At 36.9% G+C, this 18,091-nt stretch carries 16 protein-coding genes; 9 read left to right on the top strand and 7 right to left on the bottom strand.

The window, feature by feature from the left end:
* Positions 1-56 precede the first annotated feature (56 nt).
* The 5 genes from cdd to ACZ1GR_RS06815 all read left to right on the top strand — a co-directional run bounded on the left by cdd (position 57) and on the right by ACZ1GR_RS06815 (position 5,183).
* Positions 57-548 (top strand): cytidine deaminase, encoded by a 492-nt coding sequence (gene cdd / locus ACZ1GR_RS06835; RefSeq protein ID WP_472611417.1) that lies wholly within the window; start codon positions 57-59, stop codon positions 546-548.
* 82 nt (positions 549-630) lie between these two features.
* Positions 631-1,629, top strand: a complete 999-nt coding sequence (pdhA, locus tag ACZ1GR_RS06830) for a pyruvate dehydrogenase (acetyl-transferring) E1 component subunit alpha (RefSeq protein ID WP_377768617.1) — start codon at positions 631-633, stop codon at positions 1,627-1,629.
* A 5-nt stretch (positions 1,630-1,634) separates the two neighbouring features.
* Entirely contained in the window at positions 1,635-3,275 is a 1,641-nt protein-coding gene (locus ACZ1GR_RS06825; RefSeq protein WP_472611416.1) for a dihydrolipoamide acetyltransferase family protein, read from the top strand.
* A gap of 83 nt (positions 3,276-3,358) precedes the next feature.
* On the top strand, positions 3,359-4,372 hold the full coding sequence (locus ACZ1GR_RS06820; RefSeq protein ID WP_472611415.1) for a M28 family metallopeptidase: 1,014 nt from the start codon (positions 3,359-3,361) through the stop codon (positions 4,370-4,372).
* Between the two features lie 130 nt (positions 4,373-4,502).
* Positions 4,503-5,183 carry an SDR family NAD(P)-dependent oxidoreductase gene (locus ACZ1GR_RS06815; protein WP_472611414.1) on the top strand — a complete coding sequence of 227 codons (681 nt, stop codon included), beginning with the start codon at positions 4,503-4,505 and terminating at the stop codon, positions 5,181-5,183.
* Positions 5,184-5,235: 52 nt separating this feature from the next.
* Here ACZ1GR_RS06815 and ACZ1GR_RS06810 read toward each other — a convergent pair whose 3' ends face one another.
* From ACZ1GR_RS06810 to ACZ1GR_RS06800, 3 genes are all read right to left on the bottom strand, one after another.
* A complete protein-coding gene (locus tag ACZ1GR_RS06810; RefSeq protein ID WP_472611413.1) occupies positions 5,236-6,450 on the bottom strand; it encodes a serine hydrolase domain-containing protein in 1,215 nt (404 codons plus the stop codon).
* Between the two features lie 137 nt (positions 6,451-6,587).
* The gene (locus ACZ1GR_RS06805; protein ID WP_472611412.1) at positions 6,588-7,217 is read right to left on the bottom strand and encodes a peptidylprolyl isomerase; all 630 of its coding nucleotides are present in this window, start codon (positions 7,215-7,217) and stop codon (positions 6,588-6,590) included.
* Positions 7,210-9,639, bottom strand: coding sequence for an amylo-alpha-1,6-glucosidase (locus ACZ1GR_RS06800; RefSeq protein WP_472611411.1), 2,430 nt, complete (start codon positions 9,637-9,639; stop codon positions 7,210-7,212). The genes ACZ1GR_RS06805 and ACZ1GR_RS06800 overlap by 8 nt, the downstream gene beginning before the upstream one ends.
* A gap of 98 nt (positions 9,640-9,737) precedes the next feature.
* On the opposite strand from ACZ1GR_RS06800, the gene ACZ1GR_RS06795 reads away from it, so the two are divergent.
* The 3 genes from ACZ1GR_RS06795 to ACZ1GR_RS06785 are packed head-to-tail and all read left to right on the top strand — an operon-like array spanning position 9,738 to position 12,893.
* Complete coding sequence (locus ACZ1GR_RS06795; protein WP_472611410.1) at positions 9,738-10,352, top strand: SprT-like domain-containing protein; 615 nt, start codon at positions 9,738-9,740, stop codon at positions 10,350-10,352.
* Between the two features lie 3 nt (positions 10,353-10,355).
* Positions 10,356-11,435 (top strand): mannose-1-phosphate guanylyltransferase, encoded by a 1,080-nt coding sequence (locus ACZ1GR_RS06790; RefSeq protein ID WP_472611409.1) that lies wholly within the window; start codon positions 10,356-10,358, stop codon positions 11,433-11,435.
* A 3-nt stretch (positions 11,436-11,438) separates the two neighbouring features.
* The gene (locus ACZ1GR_RS06785; protein ID WP_472611408.1) at positions 11,439-12,893 is read left to right on the top strand and encodes a DUF389 domain-containing protein; all 1,455 of its coding nucleotides are present in this window, start codon (positions 11,439-11,441) and stop codon (positions 12,891-12,893) included.
* A gap of 76 nt (positions 12,894-12,969) precedes the next feature.
* Here the strand turns inward: ACZ1GR_RS06785 and ACZ1GR_RS06780 are convergent, their stop codons facing one another.
* Both ACZ1GR_RS06780 and ACZ1GR_RS06775 read right to left on the bottom strand, forming a co-directional pair.
* A complete protein-coding gene (locus tag ACZ1GR_RS06780; RefSeq protein WP_377768606.1) occupies positions 12,970-13,737 on the bottom strand; it encodes an ABC transporter ATP-binding protein in 768 nt (255 codons plus the stop codon).
* Positions 13,734-14,471, bottom strand: a complete 738-nt coding sequence (locus ACZ1GR_RS06775) for an MlaE family ABC transporter permease (protein WP_472611407.1) — start codon at positions 14,469-14,471, stop codon at positions 13,734-13,736. Before ACZ1GR_RS06775 ends, ACZ1GR_RS06780 begins: the two co-directional genes overlap by 4 nt.
* A gap of 114 nt (positions 14,472-14,585) precedes the next feature.
* Between ACZ1GR_RS06775 and pafA the strand changes: the two genes are divergently transcribed.
* Positions 14,586-16,253 carry an alkaline phosphatase PafA gene (gene pafA / locus ACZ1GR_RS06770; protein WP_472611406.1) on the top strand — a complete coding sequence of 556 codons (1,668 nt, stop codon included), beginning with the start codon at positions 14,586-14,588 and terminating at the stop codon, positions 16,251-16,253.
* Between the two features lie 160 nt (positions 16,254-16,413).
* On the opposite strand, the gene ACZ1GR_RS06765 is transcribed toward pafA, so the two are convergent.
* Together ACZ1GR_RS06765 and ACZ1GR_RS06760 are read right to left on the bottom strand one after the other, a co-directional pair.
* Positions 16,414-17,103, bottom strand: a complete 690-nt coding sequence (locus ACZ1GR_RS06765; protein ID WP_472611405.1) for a leucine-rich repeat domain-containing protein — start codon at positions 17,101-17,103, stop codon at positions 16,414-16,416.
* 62 nt (positions 17,104-17,165) lie between these two features.
* Complete coding sequence (locus ACZ1GR_RS06760; protein WP_472611404.1) at positions 17,166-18,011, bottom strand: glycosyltransferase family 2 protein; 846 nt, start codon at positions 18,009-18,011, stop codon at positions 17,166-17,168.
* Positions 18,012-18,091 lie beyond the last annotated feature (80 nt).

Here is an 18,091-nt window from a genome sequence, read left to right as displayed (position 1 = left end):
AAAACCCTAACATAACGTTGGGGTTTTGTTATTTTTAGGGGATAGGTTTATGAAGAATGGAGAAAAAAAAGATTGAATTTGAGCTCAGTATTTACGATGCTGAAGATGAATTGTCCAAAGAGGAGCGAGACTTACTTTATAAAGCGACCGAGGCAAGGGCTAATGCCTATGCACCATATTCTAACTTTCAAGTTGGGGTAGCCCTACTCTTGGAAAACGGCGAGATAGTCATTGGAAACAATCAAGAAAATGCTTCATATCCATCGGGTCTGTGTGCCGAAAGGGTCGCTATTTTTCAGGCAGGGGCACGTTTTCCCAACCAAAAAATAATTTCGATGGCAATAACCGCTACCTCAAAAAATTATGTTGTCGATACCCCCGCTGGCCCCTGTGGTAATTGTAGGCAATCAATTGCAGAATACGAGCAAAAACAGAAAACGCCGATCACAATTTTAATGCGAGGAGAAAAAGGGAAAATTTATAAATGCAATTCAATCGCTGAATTACTTCCCTTGGCCTTTAATAATTCTTTTTTAGGGGATTCTTAAATCATTTGTTTCCCAAAAACAGATATATATGTATTTTTGTTTTTCCCTTACGATAGGGAACTTCATTTAACATCATTATTTAATGAAAAAAATCACGAAAGAGGTATACCTAAAGTGGTACGAAGACATGTTGTTCTGGCGCAAGTTTGAAGACAAACTTGCTGCGGTTTACATTCAGCAAAAAGTTAGAGGATTTCTACATTTATACAACGGTCAAGAGGCTGTTCTTGCAGGGTCATTGCACGCAATGGATTTGAATAAAGATAGAATGATAACGGCTTACCGAAATCATGTGCAACCTATAGGTATGGGTGTTGACCCAAAAAAGGTCATGGCAGAATTATATGGTAAGGTCACGGGTACCTCTAAAGGTATGGGGGGGTCTATGCATATTTTTTCAAAAGAACATCGTTTTTATGGTGGTCATGGTATCGTTGGAGGTCAGATTCCTTTAGGTGCCGGTCTTGCATTTGCCGATAAATACTTTAAACGTGATAATGTTACTTTATGTTATATGGGTGACGGTGCCGTAAGACAAGGTTCATTGCATGAGGCGTTCAACTTGGCAATGCTTTGGCAGTTGCCGGTTGTATTTATTTGTGAAAACAATGGATATGCAATGGGTACTTCGGTAGCGAGAACATCTTACTCTACGGATATTTATAAATTAGGATTAGGCTATGAAATGCCATGTGCCCCAGTAGATGGCATGGATCCTGTTTCAGTTGCAAAAGAAGTGGATAAAGCTATTGAACGTGCAAGAACAGGTGGTGGACCAACATTTTTAGAAATGAAAACCTATCGTTATAGAGGTCATTCAATGTCAGATGCCCAGCACTATCGAACTAAAGATGAGGTTGAAGAATATAAGAAGATAGATCCTATCACTCAGGTGAAAGATGTTATTTTAGAAAAGAAATATGCCTCTGAAGATGATTTAAAAATTATTGATAAGCGTGTTAAAGACCTAGTTTCTGAATGTGAGAAATTTGCTGAAGAATCAGATTTTCCACCAGTACAACAATTGTACGATATGGTCTATGAACAAGAAGATTATCCATTTTTACAACATAAACTATAAGCTAAATGGCAGAAGTAATCAATATGCCCCGGTTGAGTGATACCATGGAAGAAGGCACCGTGGCGAAGTGGCTCAAGAATGTTGGTGATAAAATTGAGGAAGGTGATATTTTAGCCGAAATTGAAACGGACAAAGCTACGATGGAGTTCGAATCCTTTCATGAAGGAACCTTGCTACACATCGGAATTGAAGAAGGAGACGGTGCACCAGTAGATTCGCTTTTGGCCATCATAGGTGAAGAAGGTGAAGATATTTCTGCACTTTTAAACGGTTCTGGAGAAAGTAAAGCGGAAACTACGCCTGAAAAAATTGAAAATAAGGTTGAAGAGGTTGCCGAAAAAAGTACTGAGGCAGGTGTAGGAGAAGTTCCTGAAGGGGTGGAAATCATTACGATGCCTCGTCTGAGCGATACCATGGAAGAAGGTACCGTTGCATCTTGGTTGAAAAAAGTTGGAGATACTGTGGAAGAAGGCGATATTCTTGCTGAAATAGAGACAGATAAAGCCACTATGGAATTTGAATCCTTCTATTCAGGCACCTTACTGCATATTGGTATTCAAGAAGGTGAGGGGGCTCCGGTAGACTCCTTATTGGCAGTCATCGGGCCAGAAGGTACAGATGTTAACGCCGTGTTAAATGCAAAACCTTCGGGAGGAACAAAAGAAGAAACTAAAAAAGAAGCAGCTACAACTGAAGAGCCAAAAGTAGAAGCAGTAGCTGTTGAAACTTCTATAACTACAGATGGGCAGCGTATTTTTGCTTCCCCATTAGCAAAAAAGATAGCGTCGGATAAGGGAATCAACCTTTCAAATGTAAAAGGTTCTGGCGATAATGGCAGAATTGTAAAGCGTGATGTTGAAAATTATCAACCAAGCGCTTCAAGTCAGCCAACAACCGCAGCATCTGCTGATGTAAGTTCAGCACCTGCTATTGCCGCGGCACCTATCAATTTACCGGTTGGCGAAGAGGGAGCAGAAGAAGTTAAAAATTCGCAAATGCGTAAGGTAATTGCCAAGCGTTTGAGCGAATCTAAATTTAGTGCACCACATTATTACTTGACTATTGAAGTGGATATGGATAATGCCAAAGCTTCAAGAGCGCAAATAAACGGCTTGCCCGAGACAAAGGTTTCATTTAACGACATGGTACTAAAGGCTTGTGCGATGGCATTAAAGAAACATCCACAGGTCAATACTACATGGAACAACGATACTACAAAATACAATCATCATATACATGTTGGAGTGGCTGTAGCTGTTGATGATGGTCTTGTAGTACCTGTTTTAAAGTTCACAGATCAAATGAGCTTAACCCAAATTGGAGCTTCGGTAAAAGATATGGCAGTTAGGGCACGAAACAAAAAGTTGACACCTGCCGAGATGGAGGGCAGTACGTTTACGGTTTCTAATCTTGGTATGTTTGGTATTTTAGAGTTTACCTCAATAATAAACCAACCTAATTCTGCTATCTTATCTGTAGGCGCTATTGTAGAGAAACCTGTAGTTAAAAATGGGGAAATAGTAGTTGGTAATACGATGAAAGTTACCCTAGCATGCGACCATAGAACTGTTGATGGCGCTACAGGGGCACAATTTTTACAGACTTTAAGGGCATATCTGGAAAACCCTGTAACAATGCTAGCTTAATCTAGAGTTGTAATCAAAATAGTAAAAGCATTCGTCCATGGCGAATGCTTTTTTTATCTTTAAACACATCAAAAAAATAGAACATGAAAATAGCTATAAGTTTTTTAAGCCTACTATTGGCCATGGCTTGCGGGTCTACCAAAATAGTGGAAACCAATCCAGATAATGTGCAAACGGCCAAACCTGCCGGTCCGGATGGTTTAAAGGCACAAATGCCAAAAGAAACACCTGGTTTTACAGATACAGCTAAGATTGGCGAAATCATGAATTTTTTAGCTTCAGATGATTTACAAGGTCGTGATTCTGGTGGTGAGGGAATAGAGGAAGCTGCCAAATACATAGAAAAAAACTTTAAGGATAATGGTATTGCTCCTTATTTTGAATCGTATCGGGACACTTTATCAAATTTTGAAAAAACCTCTTATAATATAGTTGGAGTAGTTGAAGGAAATGACCCTAGTTTAAAAGGGGAGTATATCCTTATTGGTGCTCATTACGACCATATTGGAATTATTAAAGCAGAAAACGGTGATGCTATTGCCAATGGTGCTAATGATAATGCATCAGGGACAACTACTGTTATGGAAATGGCACGTTATTTTGGAAAGAATAAAACCAATAAACGTAGCTTAATTTTTGCGCTGTTTAGTGCCGAAGAGAAAGGACTTTTAGGTTCAAGGCACTTGGCAAAAAAATTAAAAGAGGCAGATTTAAATCTCTACACGATGTTGAATTTTGAAATGACAGGTGTTCCTTTAGTTGGCAAAGATTATGAACTATATATTACGGGGTATGAAATGTCTAACCTTGCGGAAGTAAGCAACAAATATGCTGGTAAAAAGTTAATCGGATTTTTACCAACAGCTAAGGAGTATAACCTATTCCAACGTTCAGATAATTACGATTTTCATAAAGAGTTTAATGTACCCTCGCATACTTTCTGCACTTTCGACTTTACTAATTTTAACCATTACCATAAAGTTGGGGATGAAAATGAGATTATGGATTTTGCGCATATGGCAAGTATGGTAAATAAAATGCTGCCTGTTGTAGAGGGTATTTCTAACGCGACAGCTCAAGAAGTAAAATTGAAATAAGTCGTCATGCTGAACTTGTTTCAGCATCTCATCGGTTTGATACCCTAAATTGATTAAGGATGACGAAAACAAAATAGATTCCTAAGTGTCACCCTGAGCGAAGTCGAAGGGAAATAGGAATAAAAAAATTATGTCTAAGAACATTATAATATCAGGTACAAGCAGAGGAATAGGCTTTGAAATGGCAAAGCTCTTTGCTGATGAAGGCCATAAAGTGTTAGCATTATCTAGAAATGCTAAGCCAATTTTAGACTTAAACCACAAAAATATTACTGCCTTTTCTTTTGACTTAGGCAAAACTGAAGACTATAAAAAAGTAACCGAGTTTACACAAGATTGGAAAACTGTAGATGTTCTTATCAACAATGCAGGCAGTCTTTTAAACAAACCTTTTACAGAAACTACTACAGAAGAATTTGAACAGGTATATAAAGTAAATGTTTTCGGAGTTGCCGAATTAACGAGAATACTACTCCCAAAAATGAATAAAGACGCTCATGTTGTTACTATAAGCTCCATGGGTGGAGTACAAGGGAGCATGAAGTTTCCAGGATTAGCTGCCTATAGTTCTAGTAAAGCAGCTGTAATCACGTTAACTGAGCTTTGGGCAGAAGAGTTTAAAGAAACCGGCCCTTCATTTAATGTATTGGCTTTAGGTGCGGTGCAGACCGAAATGTTAGAAGAAGCTTTTCCAGGGTATAAAGCGCCAACTACGGCATTAGAAATGGCAGCATATATTAAAGATTTTGCTTTAACAGGAAATAAATTGTTTAATGGGAAACTACTTCAAGTAAGTAACAGTACGCCGTAACTACAGCGTGTTACAGCCAGTTTTTATTTTGAGCCTTAGCTATTATTTAATTCTAATTCAACTGTAAAGCAACATTCCATAAATCAAAATCACTACTGTAATATTGAAGTGAATTACCACAGTGAACAATTACAGTTTCTTTTTTGGGAATAATGTAGATGTTCTGTCCAAGATTTCCATTTGCATAGAAATGATAAGTACCGTCTTTATTTACGTGACCCCACCATTGATAATTGTAGTAAATTCTTTTGTCGCTTCTTCCAAACCATTTTGGATAAATATCACGGGGAATGGATTTGTTTTCTCGGGTAGACTTTAACACCCAATCCTTTGATACAATCTCATTACCATTCCAATTTCCTTCATTGAGCATAAGCTGACCAAAACGTGCATAATCAATCGCCCGAGCAATCAAACGACTTGGCATATATTCAAAATTAGACTCTTCACTATCTATAGAAAAAAGCGCATCATATTCCATTATTTTTGACCATAATTTTTGTTCCAGATAATTGGAAACAGTTGAGTTAGTGACTCTTTCAAGAATCAATCCTAAATAGCTTGTATTGTAATTAGAATATTGAAAATCTCTTCCTGGTTCGGATGAAATATCAACATTCTCAAGTAACAACTTCCGAATGTTTGGGTGGTAATAACCAACAGCTTCATCGTGCCAAGGTGAATGAATGTTAGTGAAGGGTATAAGACTTGTGTTGTACTCAAGCCCAGAACGCATTTCAAGTAAATGTTCGATGGTTATTTTTTCAAAGCTTGAATCTCGCTCTAAAAGTTCAGGAATATAATTTGTTATTGGGTCATCTATACTTTTGATTAGACCATCATCAATAGCAGCTCCTACTAGAAATGAAATAAACGACTTTGCCATAGATTGAGAATGAAAATAGGAATCTCTACTAAAGCCATTAAAGTACTTCTCATAAATGATTGTATCTTTTTTTATAACAATAAGAGCAGTCGTTTGAGACTCGATTGCCCAATCTTTAAAGCTATTAAATCCAGTTTTAGTTACGAGTTCTTCGAATAAGGACTCTATATACTTCTCTTTTGGTTTTGAAATAAATGTATTAGTATGCTCTGCTCCTTGAATCCTATGATTTTCAAAGTTCTTATAATCATAAACATCTGCTACATTCATTGTTATAAGTCGATAAACATAGGTAGGTGTATATTGAATAGAAAGAAGCATTAAAAGGAATATAACAAATGAAAGTATTATAAGAAATGTAATTTTTAGTTTTTTTTTCATTTAATATTTTGACTATTTGTAGAATGTTTTGGACAATTGGCTGTAACACAGAGATAAACAAACTAGTTTGTTTATTTCCCTTATATGCGTTCTAAAGATATGCAACGGAGAACAGTAAATCTAAAATGAAAAGACCTTTATTTAATGAATTCGACCTTATAAATAGTATCCAGCTTTGGGTACTTTTTAATAAAGCCATCTAAATCCTTATGCATTAATGCCAGGTTATTCATGGTAGTATCTGCATAGCCAGAATACAAGGCTTCAAGTACTTCCATGCCTTTGGTTACTTTCCCAAAAGTAGGAAAGCCGGTTACATCATTATAGTGTAAGGTATCTAGTCTATTGTTATCCCTTAGATTAATAAACAAGTCTGTACCTCTACTTTCTTTACCACCTCGTGCAAAACTCAGTGTTCCTTTATCATTTCCTTGTAGTACTGGCTCATCAGGGATTTTATAACGGTTCCAACTGGTATAAATTAAACTATCATTACCACCAAATTGTGCTACAAACCCTGGATTAACCCTGTAAAACAGAATATTATTAAAGTATTTTGTCTTTACTAACTGATAAAAGCGGTCTACTGCCTTAGGAGAAAGCTTTCGCTCTACTTTAACCAAAAAATCACCTTTTGATGTTTCAAATTTGGTAGTGAATGTTTCTGGGGCAATAGGTTTTGTCCAACTCGATTTAAATTTAGAAGCAGTGCAACCCAAAACAATTGCAAAACTAAATAAGACATATAAAATTCTTTTCTTAATCATCTGTCTTTGAATTGTTGTTAGTTGCTTCTTCAAAATATATAGAAGCATCTATTTCACCATTTTTTGCACTTACCACATACTTATCTTTATCTGAGGTAATGGGTTCTCCTTGTGTAACTACAAGACCAGGGTTTTTAAAATCCTTTGGTAATTCCACTTTTAGAGACCAATTCCAATTAGTTTGTATGGTTCTTATAGTCAAAATTTTAGGGCCTTTCCAATAATATATTGAAATTTTATTGTTACCAATTTCAATATTTTCCAAAGAAGCTTTGTTCCAACTATCTGGCATTTGAGGCCTAATCGTAATTTCTTTCTTAGCGGCATTTGGTTGAATACCAAAAAACTGATAGACAATAGGGTAGGCATAGCTGTAGATGTTCCATGCCTGTGTCATCATTCCAAAATCTGGGGAAACCTCATACATACTCCCTGGTAAAGCATAGCTAAAGGAACGTGTCATTCGTTCTAAATAGTTTAATGCTTCATTAGGTCTACCGTAATTATTTTCTGCTATGGCAGAAACTCCAGTTGGTAAAGTCATCACTGCGCCTGTATAGGAAAAAACGGGAGGGGCTTTAAAAGCGCCATCATCAGAACCTGCAGATTCATCTCTATCTATACCTGTTACAAAAACACCAAACGGATTTACAAATCGCTTTGCAGTTTCCAGTGCCTTTAAAGCTTTGTCGTTATCGGCAATACCCATTTCCATTGGCGTATTCACTACCCAATTATGATGCAGCACAAAAGGTCTAGGTTTATTAGATGGATTATTTAAAATGAATTGTTTTGTTTGCTCCATTTCTTTAATCGCCCAAGGCTTATTTAGCGTGTCTGCTCTAACAATGGCATCTTCTATTAAATGTAATGTTTGCTTATCTGTACCAATAAAATCGGCATAAGAATTAAAATCTTTGGACCAAAACTCACTATTGATTTTTTCCTTTAAGTTAGCTGCTATTGCTTCATAGGTGTTCGCCAAGCTAGTTTTATCAAGTTCATCGGCCATTTTAGCTGCATCTGCAAATGCTCTTTGTGTATATACGGCAACATCTATCATTTCACTATCTAGCCCATGAATTTCCATCATACCAAAACCTTCAGGAAAACCATTTTTGTCTAAATCATTGGCATCCATCAACCATTTTAATCCTTTTTCTATAGTGGGGAAGTACTTTTCTAAGAATGCTTTATCGCCATTCCATTGGTATATTCTCCAAATTAAGGAGGCGAATTGTGGGGTTTCATTTATATTGCCTTTATTAAAAACGGCTCCATTGGTAGACATTTCATGAATAATCTTTCCGTTCCCGTTTACGGCTTCAGAAACACTATCTAACAATTTAATGGTGTTGTACACTGCATCTCTTTGTCCAACAGCCATATAACCCTGTAAGGCATATTCGCTATCTACTCCGAACCACCATGGATAATCGGGAATGCCCGCTGTAATTCCGGTTCCGATTTCAGGCACGGAACGCACGAGCCAATCACAGTTGTATTTTAGCCATTCAAAAGTTTGCTCTAATTTTTCATCAGGGATAGTAAGCTTGGTTTGATTTGCCAGTGCTTTGTATCTATTCTTTTTTGCTTCAATTAGTTCTGGAAGGTTATGCTGTATTTTTTTTAATGTTTTAATAGCTTCGTCTTCTGAAGTATAAGAGCCGGCAATACTAAATGTTAGGATTTTAGAATCCCTCTTTGGAATTCGGACTTTGTAGCTTAAGGTATTCGATGAGGTTAGTTTTTTTTGATTTAGCTTAGAGCTAAACTTTTGTTCTGGTTTGTCTGAAGCTGCATAACAAACGTACCAAGGGTTGTTTTTGTCCTTCACGACCCAACCATCAATTTTAGAGCTATAACTTGGTTTGTCTTGACCATTAATCATATTGGTTCGTTCACCCAACCAAGTTGGTCTTAAATCTGAATGCCCGGTAAAAACCAGCTCAAAATTTTGTGCTGTTTCGGCTTCATTATAAATTTCTAGTTGAATGGCAATTCCTTCTGTATCATCGGGCACGAACTGCCATCGCCCTATCTTCAAAGCCTTATCTGCAATGAAAAAATCGTGTTTATTGGCAAAAGGGTAATTGGTAAAAGAATCGGCTTGGTTTAGAACATATGAATCATCATCCCAGTTTAGTTGAATATCAAATCCGTCCATGAGCTTAATGGGATGATTCCAAACACCACCCATTTCACCTTTGATATGCCATCCTAAATCAGGAAATGACCCATCTTGATGGCCAACCATATAAACCCTATTCCCGGCAGTAACATATGGTGATGCCAGATATTCTTGTTTCCCCTGAATATTTGGAACATCTATTAAAAGGTGACTTATGCCGTTTTCTTTTTCTTTTGAGCAAGCCGATAGAATTAGGCAAAGGATAACGTTGAGGGAAATTCTTTTGAACATGCCAAAACTTTTTTTAAAAATACAGAATTCAAAAAAAGTTCTTCGGTTTTTAAATTTTAAAAATATGGAGTCTATAGGAAACTACTATTTTTGTTGTCGTGGAAGATGTGCTACAGAAATATTTGCCTGAGAGAGCGGTTATACCCTGCTTTGATTTGATTAAGGTGAATGGAGTTCATTTAAAAATTGTAAGCCATAGGGTTACACGGCATGGCGATTATAGAAGGATGCCCAACGGGATGCATCAAATTACCGTTAACGCTTCGTTAAATAAATATCGATTTTTAATTACGTTAGTACATGAAATTGCACATTTGGTCGCATTTGAGAAGTTCGGTAGGCGAATAAAACCGCATGGGCTAGAATGGAAACGTACTTTTCAAGAATTGATGCTGCCATTTATTCGACCTGAGATATTTCCAACTAAACTTTTACCTGTAATAGCCAATCATTTCAAAAACCCAAAGGCAAGTAGCAGTACAGATGCAAAACTTGCCATTGCTTTAAAGACTTTCGATATAGAAGAACTGAAGTATTCTTATGTTTTTGAGCTTCCTTTAGGTAGTACCTTTAGAATTCATAATGGAAAACTTTTTAAAAAGGGAAATAAGCGAATAAAACGGTATGAATGTACCGAACTCAATACCGGCAGATTATATTTGTTTCAACCAAATGCCGAGGTTGAATTGATTAAAGACATAGATAAAACTTAAGGTATGAACAATAATTATTACGCAGTATTAATGGCAGGTGGTGTTGGATCTCGTTTTTGGCCTGTGAGTACAACGAACAACCCGAAACAGTTTCATGATATGTTGGGTACCGGTGATACGCTTATTCAAAAAACGTTTTCACGTTTAAACAAGTTCATTCCCACAGAAAACATTTTGATTTTAACCAATGAGCGCTATAATGATTTGGTTTTGGAGCAATTGCCAAAAGTAAAGCAAGAGCAGGTAGTATTGGAACCTGCCATGCGGAATACAGCTCCGTGTATTCTGTATGCGGCAATGAAAATTCAAAAAATGAATCCTAATGCGGTTATGATTGTTGCACCAAGTGATCATTGGATTGAAGATGAACAAGCTTTTGAAAACGATGTAAAAGCATGCTTTGATAAGTGTGAAAAAGAGGAAGTGTTATGTACTTTAGGAATACAACCATCATACCCTAATACGGGTTTTGGTTATATAGAGTATGAAAAAGAAGCTCCATCTGAGATTAAAAAAGTAGCTCAGTTTAGAGAAAAACCGAACCTTGAAACTGCAAAGGATTTCCTCGCACAAGGAAATTTTCTTTGGAATGCAGGGATCTTTATGTGGGGAGTAAATACAATTGTTAATGCTTTTAAAGAATATCAAGCAGAACAATTTAAGCTTTTTGAAAATGGACTGAGTTGTTATAACACAGCTGAGGAACAAGACTTTATCGCTGAAAATTACCCAAAAGCCGAAAACATCTCTATAGATTATGCTATCTTAGAAAATTCCAAAGCTATTTATACTTTGCCAGCTACCTTTGATTGGAATGATTTAGGTACTTGGGGAGCGCTTTATGAAAAACTGGATAAGGACCAAAATCAAAACGCAGTGGTGAATGGTCAGACCCTCTTGGAAGACGCTAAGGGAAATATGATCAGGACCAATAAAGGTAAAATAGTTGTTATAGATGGTTTGGAAGATTATATAATCGTGGATAAAGACGATGTTTTATTAATTTATCCAAAATCAAAAGAACAGGATATCAAAAAGATTCGAGGTCAGGTTCAAGATAAATTCGGAGATCAATACGCATAGTTTATGAGTGAAAACCTATTTGAAGATAAAGAAGCTGCTTCAGAAGCCGCAGAGCAAGAAGTAAAAAAAGACTTTAAAGGTCTTTTAGGTAGTGGAAGAAAGTTTTTGTTCGAATTGCTCGAGATTAGAAGTAATACCGATCCTATCACTACTAAAGAATCCATTATAGCCGATATTCCCTTTAAAGGGCATACTTCTTGGATTTTGATATGCTCCATTTTTATCGCCTCAATTGGGTTAAATGCAAACTCCACCGCAGTAGTTATCGGGGCCATGCTTATTTCACCACTTATGGGTCCGATTCTGGGAATGGGCTTATCACTTGCTATTAATGATATTGATATGTTACGGCGTTCGCTTAAAAACTTTAGCGTAATGGTCGTACTTAGTGTGTTGACCGCCTTTTTATTTTTTTACATCTTTCCGCTCAGAGATGAGTCATCTGAGTTATTGGCCAGAACAGCACCTGATATTAGAGATGTTTTGATTGCTTTTTTTGGTGGTTTGGCTTTGGTCATTGCTAGAGCCAAAAAAGGAACGATTGCCAGCGTAATTTTTGGTGTGGCAATTGCAACGGCTTTAATGCCACCATTATGTACCGTAGGTTTTGGATTGGCCATAGGTAAGCCTTTGTATGCTTTGGGCGCCATGTATTTATTTACTATTAATACCATTTTTATTGCTTTAGCTACTTTCTTGGTTATTAAGTACTTGCGATTCCCCATGGTACGCTATGCAAATTCCAAAAGAAGACGTTTGATTGCTCGAATTGCCTCTATTATCGGATTAGCGGTAATGATACCGGCAGGATTTACTTTTTATAATGTGCTTCAAGAATCACTATTCAGAAAACAAGCCCAAGAATTTTTGGCCGATACCGTTGAGGTTTACGAGTTTAAAGGAAACGGGCGCTATGAAAATGATTTGACCGATGTGCATTATGACAAAGACCTAGGCTCGTATTTAGAGGTTGCCATTTTAGGTACTGAAGAGGTTCCAGAGAATATTATAAGCACTTGGAGAAATAAAAAGAGCAAATACAACCGTTTGGTTGATGCAGATTTAAGAGTGTTACAAGGAGGTCGTGACGATTCTGAACAGCGTTTTAATTATGTTAACGAATTGTACGAGTCTAAGAAAGCAGAACTGCTGACTAAAGATGAACGTATTCGGTTTTTAGAGGAGGAAATTGCAAGCTATGGAAAGTTGGCAGCTAGAAATATTCCGTTTAAAGAAATTACGGCAGAGGCCAAGGTGAACTATGCATCTTTGGTTGGAATCGGGTTTTCGAATCGCGTTCAAACTGACTTTAATAAAATGGACACCATTTCCTTTTTTGAAGTGAAATTAAAGGAAGGTTTAACGGAGGAGCAGCGAAAAGCAGATATAAAAAGAATCACTGATTGGCTGAAAATAAGGGTGAAAGATAGTACGATTCGAGTAAGTGAAGTGAAATAGCTTATTCAGCACTTCGACTGCGCTCAGTATGACAAATTTTGCTCTTGAACTTTATTCTTGAGTTTGAACTTGAATTTCAATTCCGTTCTTCAATATACATTTGGCGCACTTTTTTGAACAATTCAGAAGAGTATACAAAGTTCGTCACCGCCTCATTATCGGTCTTAAAAATTTCTTTGTTAGTGCCTTCCCATTCTTTATAACCATCTTTTAGAAAAATAATTTTTTCACCAATTTCCATAACTGAATTCATGTCATGGGTATTGATTACAGTGGTGATATTATATTCTTGTGTGATTTCTTGAATAAGGTTGTCTATTAAAATTGCTGTTTTTGGGTCAAGGCCCGAATTGGGTTCGTCACAGAACAGATATTTTGGATTCATTACAATGGCCCTTGCGATGGCAACCCTCTTTTGCATACCCCCCGATATTTCAGCAGGGTATTTTTCGTGGGCATCAATGAGATTTACCCGTTTCAATACAAAATCAACACGGTCTTGCATTTCTCCTTTGCTTTGTTTGGTAAACATATCCATCGGAAACATCACATTCTCTTGAACTGTCATAGAATCAAACAGGGCGCTACCCTGAAAAACCATCCCCATTTGTTGACGGAGGTCCCTTTGTTCTGCAGAGGTTAAGTCCCAATAATAGTCGCCATTATAGCAGATTTTCCCTTGTTCAGGTTCAAAAAGACCTAAAAGCGATTTTAGAAAAACTGTTTTCCCCGAACCACTTTGCCCAATAACCAAATTAGTTTTGCCCTGTTCAAAGGTTGTGCTAATTCCTTTTAAGATATGGGCTTCACCAAATGATTTATGTAAGTTTTCGACTTCAATCATCCGAGTAGTAATTGGGTTATAATATAGTTTAGAATGATAATGACCACACTTGTCCAAACAAATGCCGTAGTACTTGCTTTTCCAACCTCTAAAGCACCACCTTTCATGTAAAAGCCATGAAAAGAAGGTACAGTTGCAATAACAAAGGCAAAAATCAGTGTTTTTATGAAGGAGTATGTGATATGAAAAGGAATAAAATCCAATTGAAGCCCTTTAATGAACTCGCCACTAGGAGCGTAGCCCCCAAAGGCCCCGGCTACCCATCCACCAAAAATGCCAACATACATTGCTATGGCGATGGCAAACGGATAAAGAAGCATGGCAATAATTTTTGGAAAGACGAGATAGTTTAAGGAATTGACCCCCATTACCTCAAGGGCATCGATTTGTTCGGTAACCCTCATGGTTCCGATACTTGATGTGATATAAGAGCCTACTTTTCCAGCCATTATTATTGAACAAAAAGTAGGGGCGAATTCTAAGATTACAGACTGCCTAGTAGCAAAACCGATAAGACTTTTTGGAATTAGCGGACTGTTCAAATTCAATGCCGTTTGTATGGTAACAACCCCGCCAATAAAGAAAGAAATAAATATGATAATGCCCATTGAACCGTATATCAATTCATCGATTTCCTTTAAAATTAAGGACCTCATTATGCGCCATTTGGTGGGCTTTTTAAAGACCTCACCTACCATAATAAAGTACTTGCCAATGGCAGCGATGTAGTTCATGAACGGTTATCTACTTAGAAACGTAAAAATAGTAATATTGAATGGTATTTAACCTTGATTTAATTTTTTGAACATAAGAATTCAATAGCTTTGCATGCTAAATAACTGGTACCAATGAAAAATTATGCCTATTTCGTCACCTTTTTACTTTTAATTTTCTGCTTAAAGGTTGATGCGCAACGAAAACAGAAAAACAAAAAGACTACTCCCGTTGAAACTACCGATGCACCTAAGTTGGTTGTTGGCATCATCGTAGATCAGATGCGTTATGATTATTTAACGCGATTTTGGAATCATTATGGATCAGACGGATTCAGACGTTTGGCAGAACAAGGATTTAATGCAAAAAATCATCATTTTAACTATGCCCCGACAAGCACGGGTCCAGGGCATACATCTGTATATACAGGGGCTAGCCCGAGTTCACATGGTATTATTGGAAATAATTGGTACGATAAAGAGAAAGATGCTAGCGTATATTGTGCATCGGACGATAGTTATAATTCCGTAGGAACTACTTCTGATGCCGGTAAAATGTCACCCCATCGCATGCTTACTACTACAATTACTGACCAATTGCGATTACATACCCAAATGCGCGGTAAAACCATTGCAATTGCCTTAAAAGATAGGGGAGCGGTACTTCCTGGAGGGCATACGGCGAATGCCGCCTATTGGTTTGAAGGAGATGATGTAGGTAAGTGGATTACCAGTTCGTATTATATGAATACCTTGCCAAAGTGGGTGGATGATTTTAATGCATCTGGGAAAATACAGAGCTACAAAAAAGCATGGACAACCTTAAAGGACATTAACCTTTATGTCGAGAGTGGTGTTGACAACAATAATTATGAAGGTTTGTTCGAAACAGAAACTACACCGACTTTTCCACATAGCACTCCTAATCTGTTGAACAAGACCAAAGATTTTGAAATTATTAAGTATACCCCTTGGGGGAATAGCCTCACAACGGATTTTGCACTCGAAGCTTTGGAAAAAGAAAGTTTGGGAACAGATAACGTAACAGATTTTTTAGCGATCAGTTATTCTAGCACCGATTATATCGGTCATAAATTTGGGGTAAATTCCAAAGAGGTTCAAGATGCGTATTTAAGGTTGGATTTGGATTTGGCAAGACTTTTAAATGCTTTAGACACTAAAGTAGGAGCCGGAAAATATACCGTGTTTTTAACGGCAGATCATGGAGCAATTAATGTTCCGGCCTATTTAAAAGGCCAAAAAATACCTGCGGGTTATTTAGATTGGAAAGAAACCAAAACCAAATTAAACGAGTTTTTGACCTACACGTATGGCACAACGGATTTGATCAAGAACATAAGTAACAACCAAGTTTTTCTAGATACAAAGGTAGTTGCAAATCTAGATATGGATTTGGACGAAGTGCAGGAAGAAATCGCTCAAGAATTATTGAGTTATGACGATATGGATAAAACCTACACAGGTTACCAAATGTGGCAAAATGAGTATACCAAAGGTATTCCGTACATTTTACAGAATGGTTGGCACCAAAAACGTTCTGGAGATATCTTATTTGTGCCTAAGCCAGCTCATATATCCTATCCCAGAATGGGTTCTACGCATGGATCTCCTATGATTTATGATACCCATGTGCCCTTGTTGTTTTATGGAAATGGAATAAAAAAGGGAAGTACGGTCAATAGAACGGAAATACCAGATATTGCGCCAACTGTGGCCGCTATGTTAGGGATTGCTTTCCCTAATGGAACTACCGGAAAGCCTATTCTTGAGGTTTTAGATTAGAGGTTTTAAGAGCAAAGATGTATTTGACATCACGCTTTAGCTATAATCAGACGGAAGCAAACTAGTGTTTACTTTCCGTTATGCACAGAGCAAATCTTTTGGATTTTGACATACCTATAAATATATGAAAGGTCTACGACTAAGACTAGAGTCGTATTGTTTATAGGTTTTTTTGTACAGTGTTTTTTGGAGTTGTACCCACAATATTCAAATATTCCAGATTACTCAGTTTATTTACCAATTCAATATTTTTTAATCTTTTGCAATTGTGAATAGTCAAATACTTGAGGTTTGAAAGACTTTGAATAGCTGAAATATCCTCTAATTTTGTGGTTTGTGCCAAATAAAGGTTTTCTAAGCTTGTTAGATTTTCAATACCTTCCAAACTAGTAATAGAACCTGTATTTATTCTTAAGCTTTTTAGATTAGAAAAATTTTTAAAAAGTGATAGATTCTTACCTGTATACTTTCCAATCCATAAATCTTCCAATTGTGTACATTTAAAAAGCGATTTCCGCTTTGGTCGCCAATTAACAAATACACTTCTAAGTTCGGGCTTATTTGAAAAGATAATTTCATCCCGGTCATCATTATCAATTCCGAGTTGGACTAAGTTTTTCAGCTGATTAACCACTGAAAAATTAAATGGAGCATAATGTATGAAAAGAAACTTGATGTTGGGGCATTCAGAAATTATATCAACATCATTTTCAGGCCAGTTTTTAATAAAGCTTAATGCAATCCCATCAACTTCATTTCTTTTTACCATTTTTACCGCCAATGGTAAATCGTTATCGTCTTGGACATCAACAAAGCTTAATCCGTAAAGTCTATTTTTTGAAATTTGCATTTTTAAATTGTGTGCGACAACTATATATAATCAATAATCATATAGCTATTAAAGGCTTAAAATTAAAATAATTTTCTCCATACACCTTTCCAACGAAGATGTCTAATAAATTTTCCTTCAGCTTTGCTTACAAACGGCTTTTTGCCTTTCAGCCAAGCTCCTAAAAAGCTCAAAATACCTTGAAGATATAGTTTTGGACTCCTTGCTTGAAGTGCCATTTTTAATAGTGCTATTTTAGCCAGAACAATACCATAACGCATTTTATACAGCGCTTCGCCCTTCGCTTTGTAATTTTTAATGCTGTAGCCATGACCAGTTGGGCGCAAATGTTTTACCACTAAAGAGTCATCTGTAAATGTCTCAAAATCGTGATATTTTGCCAATAAAACATCTACGGTATCCCAGCCCGTTTCCGGTCGTAAACCACCTATTTTGTTGAAACAAGCTTTATGGTACAGTTTTATGGGGCCGCGGATGTGATGCTTGTCGGCAATATTCTCATAAACCCATTTACCATTCTTTTCAATATGCAAAAGCCCGGCGCACATACCAAGCTTCCAGTTGCTCTGAAAATGACGCTTCATCAGTTCAAAGTAATTTTTCGGCAATATAATATCGGCATCAAATTTTCCTATTAAATCATATTCAGAAACATGCTGAAATCCGAAATAGAACGCATCTATCACCTTTTTACCGGGAATGTGGCTATCGCTGCTATTACGCTGCAGAACTTTAACCCATGAATGTTTTTGAGCAAATGATGACGCTATTTCAAACGTGGTATCAGATGAGTTGTCATCTACCAGTATAAGTTCATTGGGTTTTTCGGTCTGCTCAACAAAGGAAGTTAAACAGGCTTTTAGAAATTTCGCTTCGTTATGGGCAGGGATGATAATAGAAATCTTCATGTTCTGTTATTCCGTGTTTAAAGCGGAATTCAAAGTTACAAATAGATTCCTGCTTCCGCAGGAATGACAAAAGAAACTCC

It is taken from the genome of Croceitalea sp. W27 (assembly GCF_055693185.1).
This window is presented reverse-complemented; position numbering and strand designations above follow the sequence as displayed.

Bases quoted from the DNA above. Each gene is read 5' to 3' on its own strand.
- cdd (WP_472611417.1), top strand. From the start codon at position 57: ATGGAGAAAAAAAAGATTGAATTTGAGCTCAGTATTTACGATGCTGAA.
- pdhA (WP_377768617.1), top strand. From the start codon at position 631: ATGAAAAAAATCACGAAAGAGGTATACCTAAAGTGGTACGAAGACATG.
- ACZ1GR_RS06825 (WP_472611416.1), top strand. From the start codon at position 1,635: ATGGCAGAAGTAATCAATATGCCCCGGTTGAGTGATACCATGGAAGAA.
- ACZ1GR_RS06820 (WP_472611415.1), top strand. From the start codon at position 3,359: ATGAAAATAGCTATAAGTTTTTTAAGCCTACTATTGGCCATGGCTTGC.
- ACZ1GR_RS06815 (WP_472611414.1), top strand. From the start codon at position 4,503: ATGTCTAAGAACATTATAATATCAGGTACAAGCAGAGGAATAGGCTTT.
- ACZ1GR_RS06810 (WP_472611413.1), bottom strand. From the start codon at position 6,450: ATGAAAAAAAAACTAAAAATTACATTTCTTATAATACTTTCATTTGTT.
- ACZ1GR_RS06805 (WP_472611412.1), bottom strand. From the start codon at position 7,217: ATGATTAAGAAAAGAATTTTATATGTCTTATTTAGTTTTGCAATTGTT.
- ACZ1GR_RS06800 (WP_472611411.1), bottom strand. From the start codon at position 9,639: ATGTTCAAAAGAATTTCCCTCAACGTTATCCTTTGCCTAATTCTATCG.
- ACZ1GR_RS06790 (WP_472611409.1), top strand. From the start codon at position 10,356: ATGAACAATAATTATTACGCAGTATTAATGGCAGGTGGTGTTGGATCT.
- ACZ1GR_RS06785 (WP_472611408.1), top strand. From the start codon at position 11,439: ATGAGTGAAAACCTATTTGAAGATAAAGAAGCTGCTTCAGAAGCCGCA.
- ACZ1GR_RS06780 (WP_377768606.1), bottom strand. From the start codon at position 13,737: ATGATTGAAGTCGAAAACTTACATAAATCATTTGGTGAAGCCCATATC.
- ACZ1GR_RS06775 (WP_472611407.1), bottom strand. From the start codon at position 14,471: ATGAACTACATCGCTGCCATTGGCAAGTACTTTATTATGGTAGGTGAG.
- pafA (WP_472611406.1), top strand. From the start codon at position 14,586: ATGAAAAATTATGCCTATTTCGTCACCTTTTTACTTTTAATTTTCTGC.
- ACZ1GR_RS06765 (WP_472611405.1), bottom strand. From the start codon at position 17,103: ATGCAAATTTCAAAAAATAGACTTTACGGATTAAGCTTTGTTGATGTC.
- ACZ1GR_RS06760 (WP_472611404.1), bottom strand. From the start codon at position 18,011: ATGAAGATTTCTATTATCATCCCTGCCCATAACGAAGCGAAATTTCTA.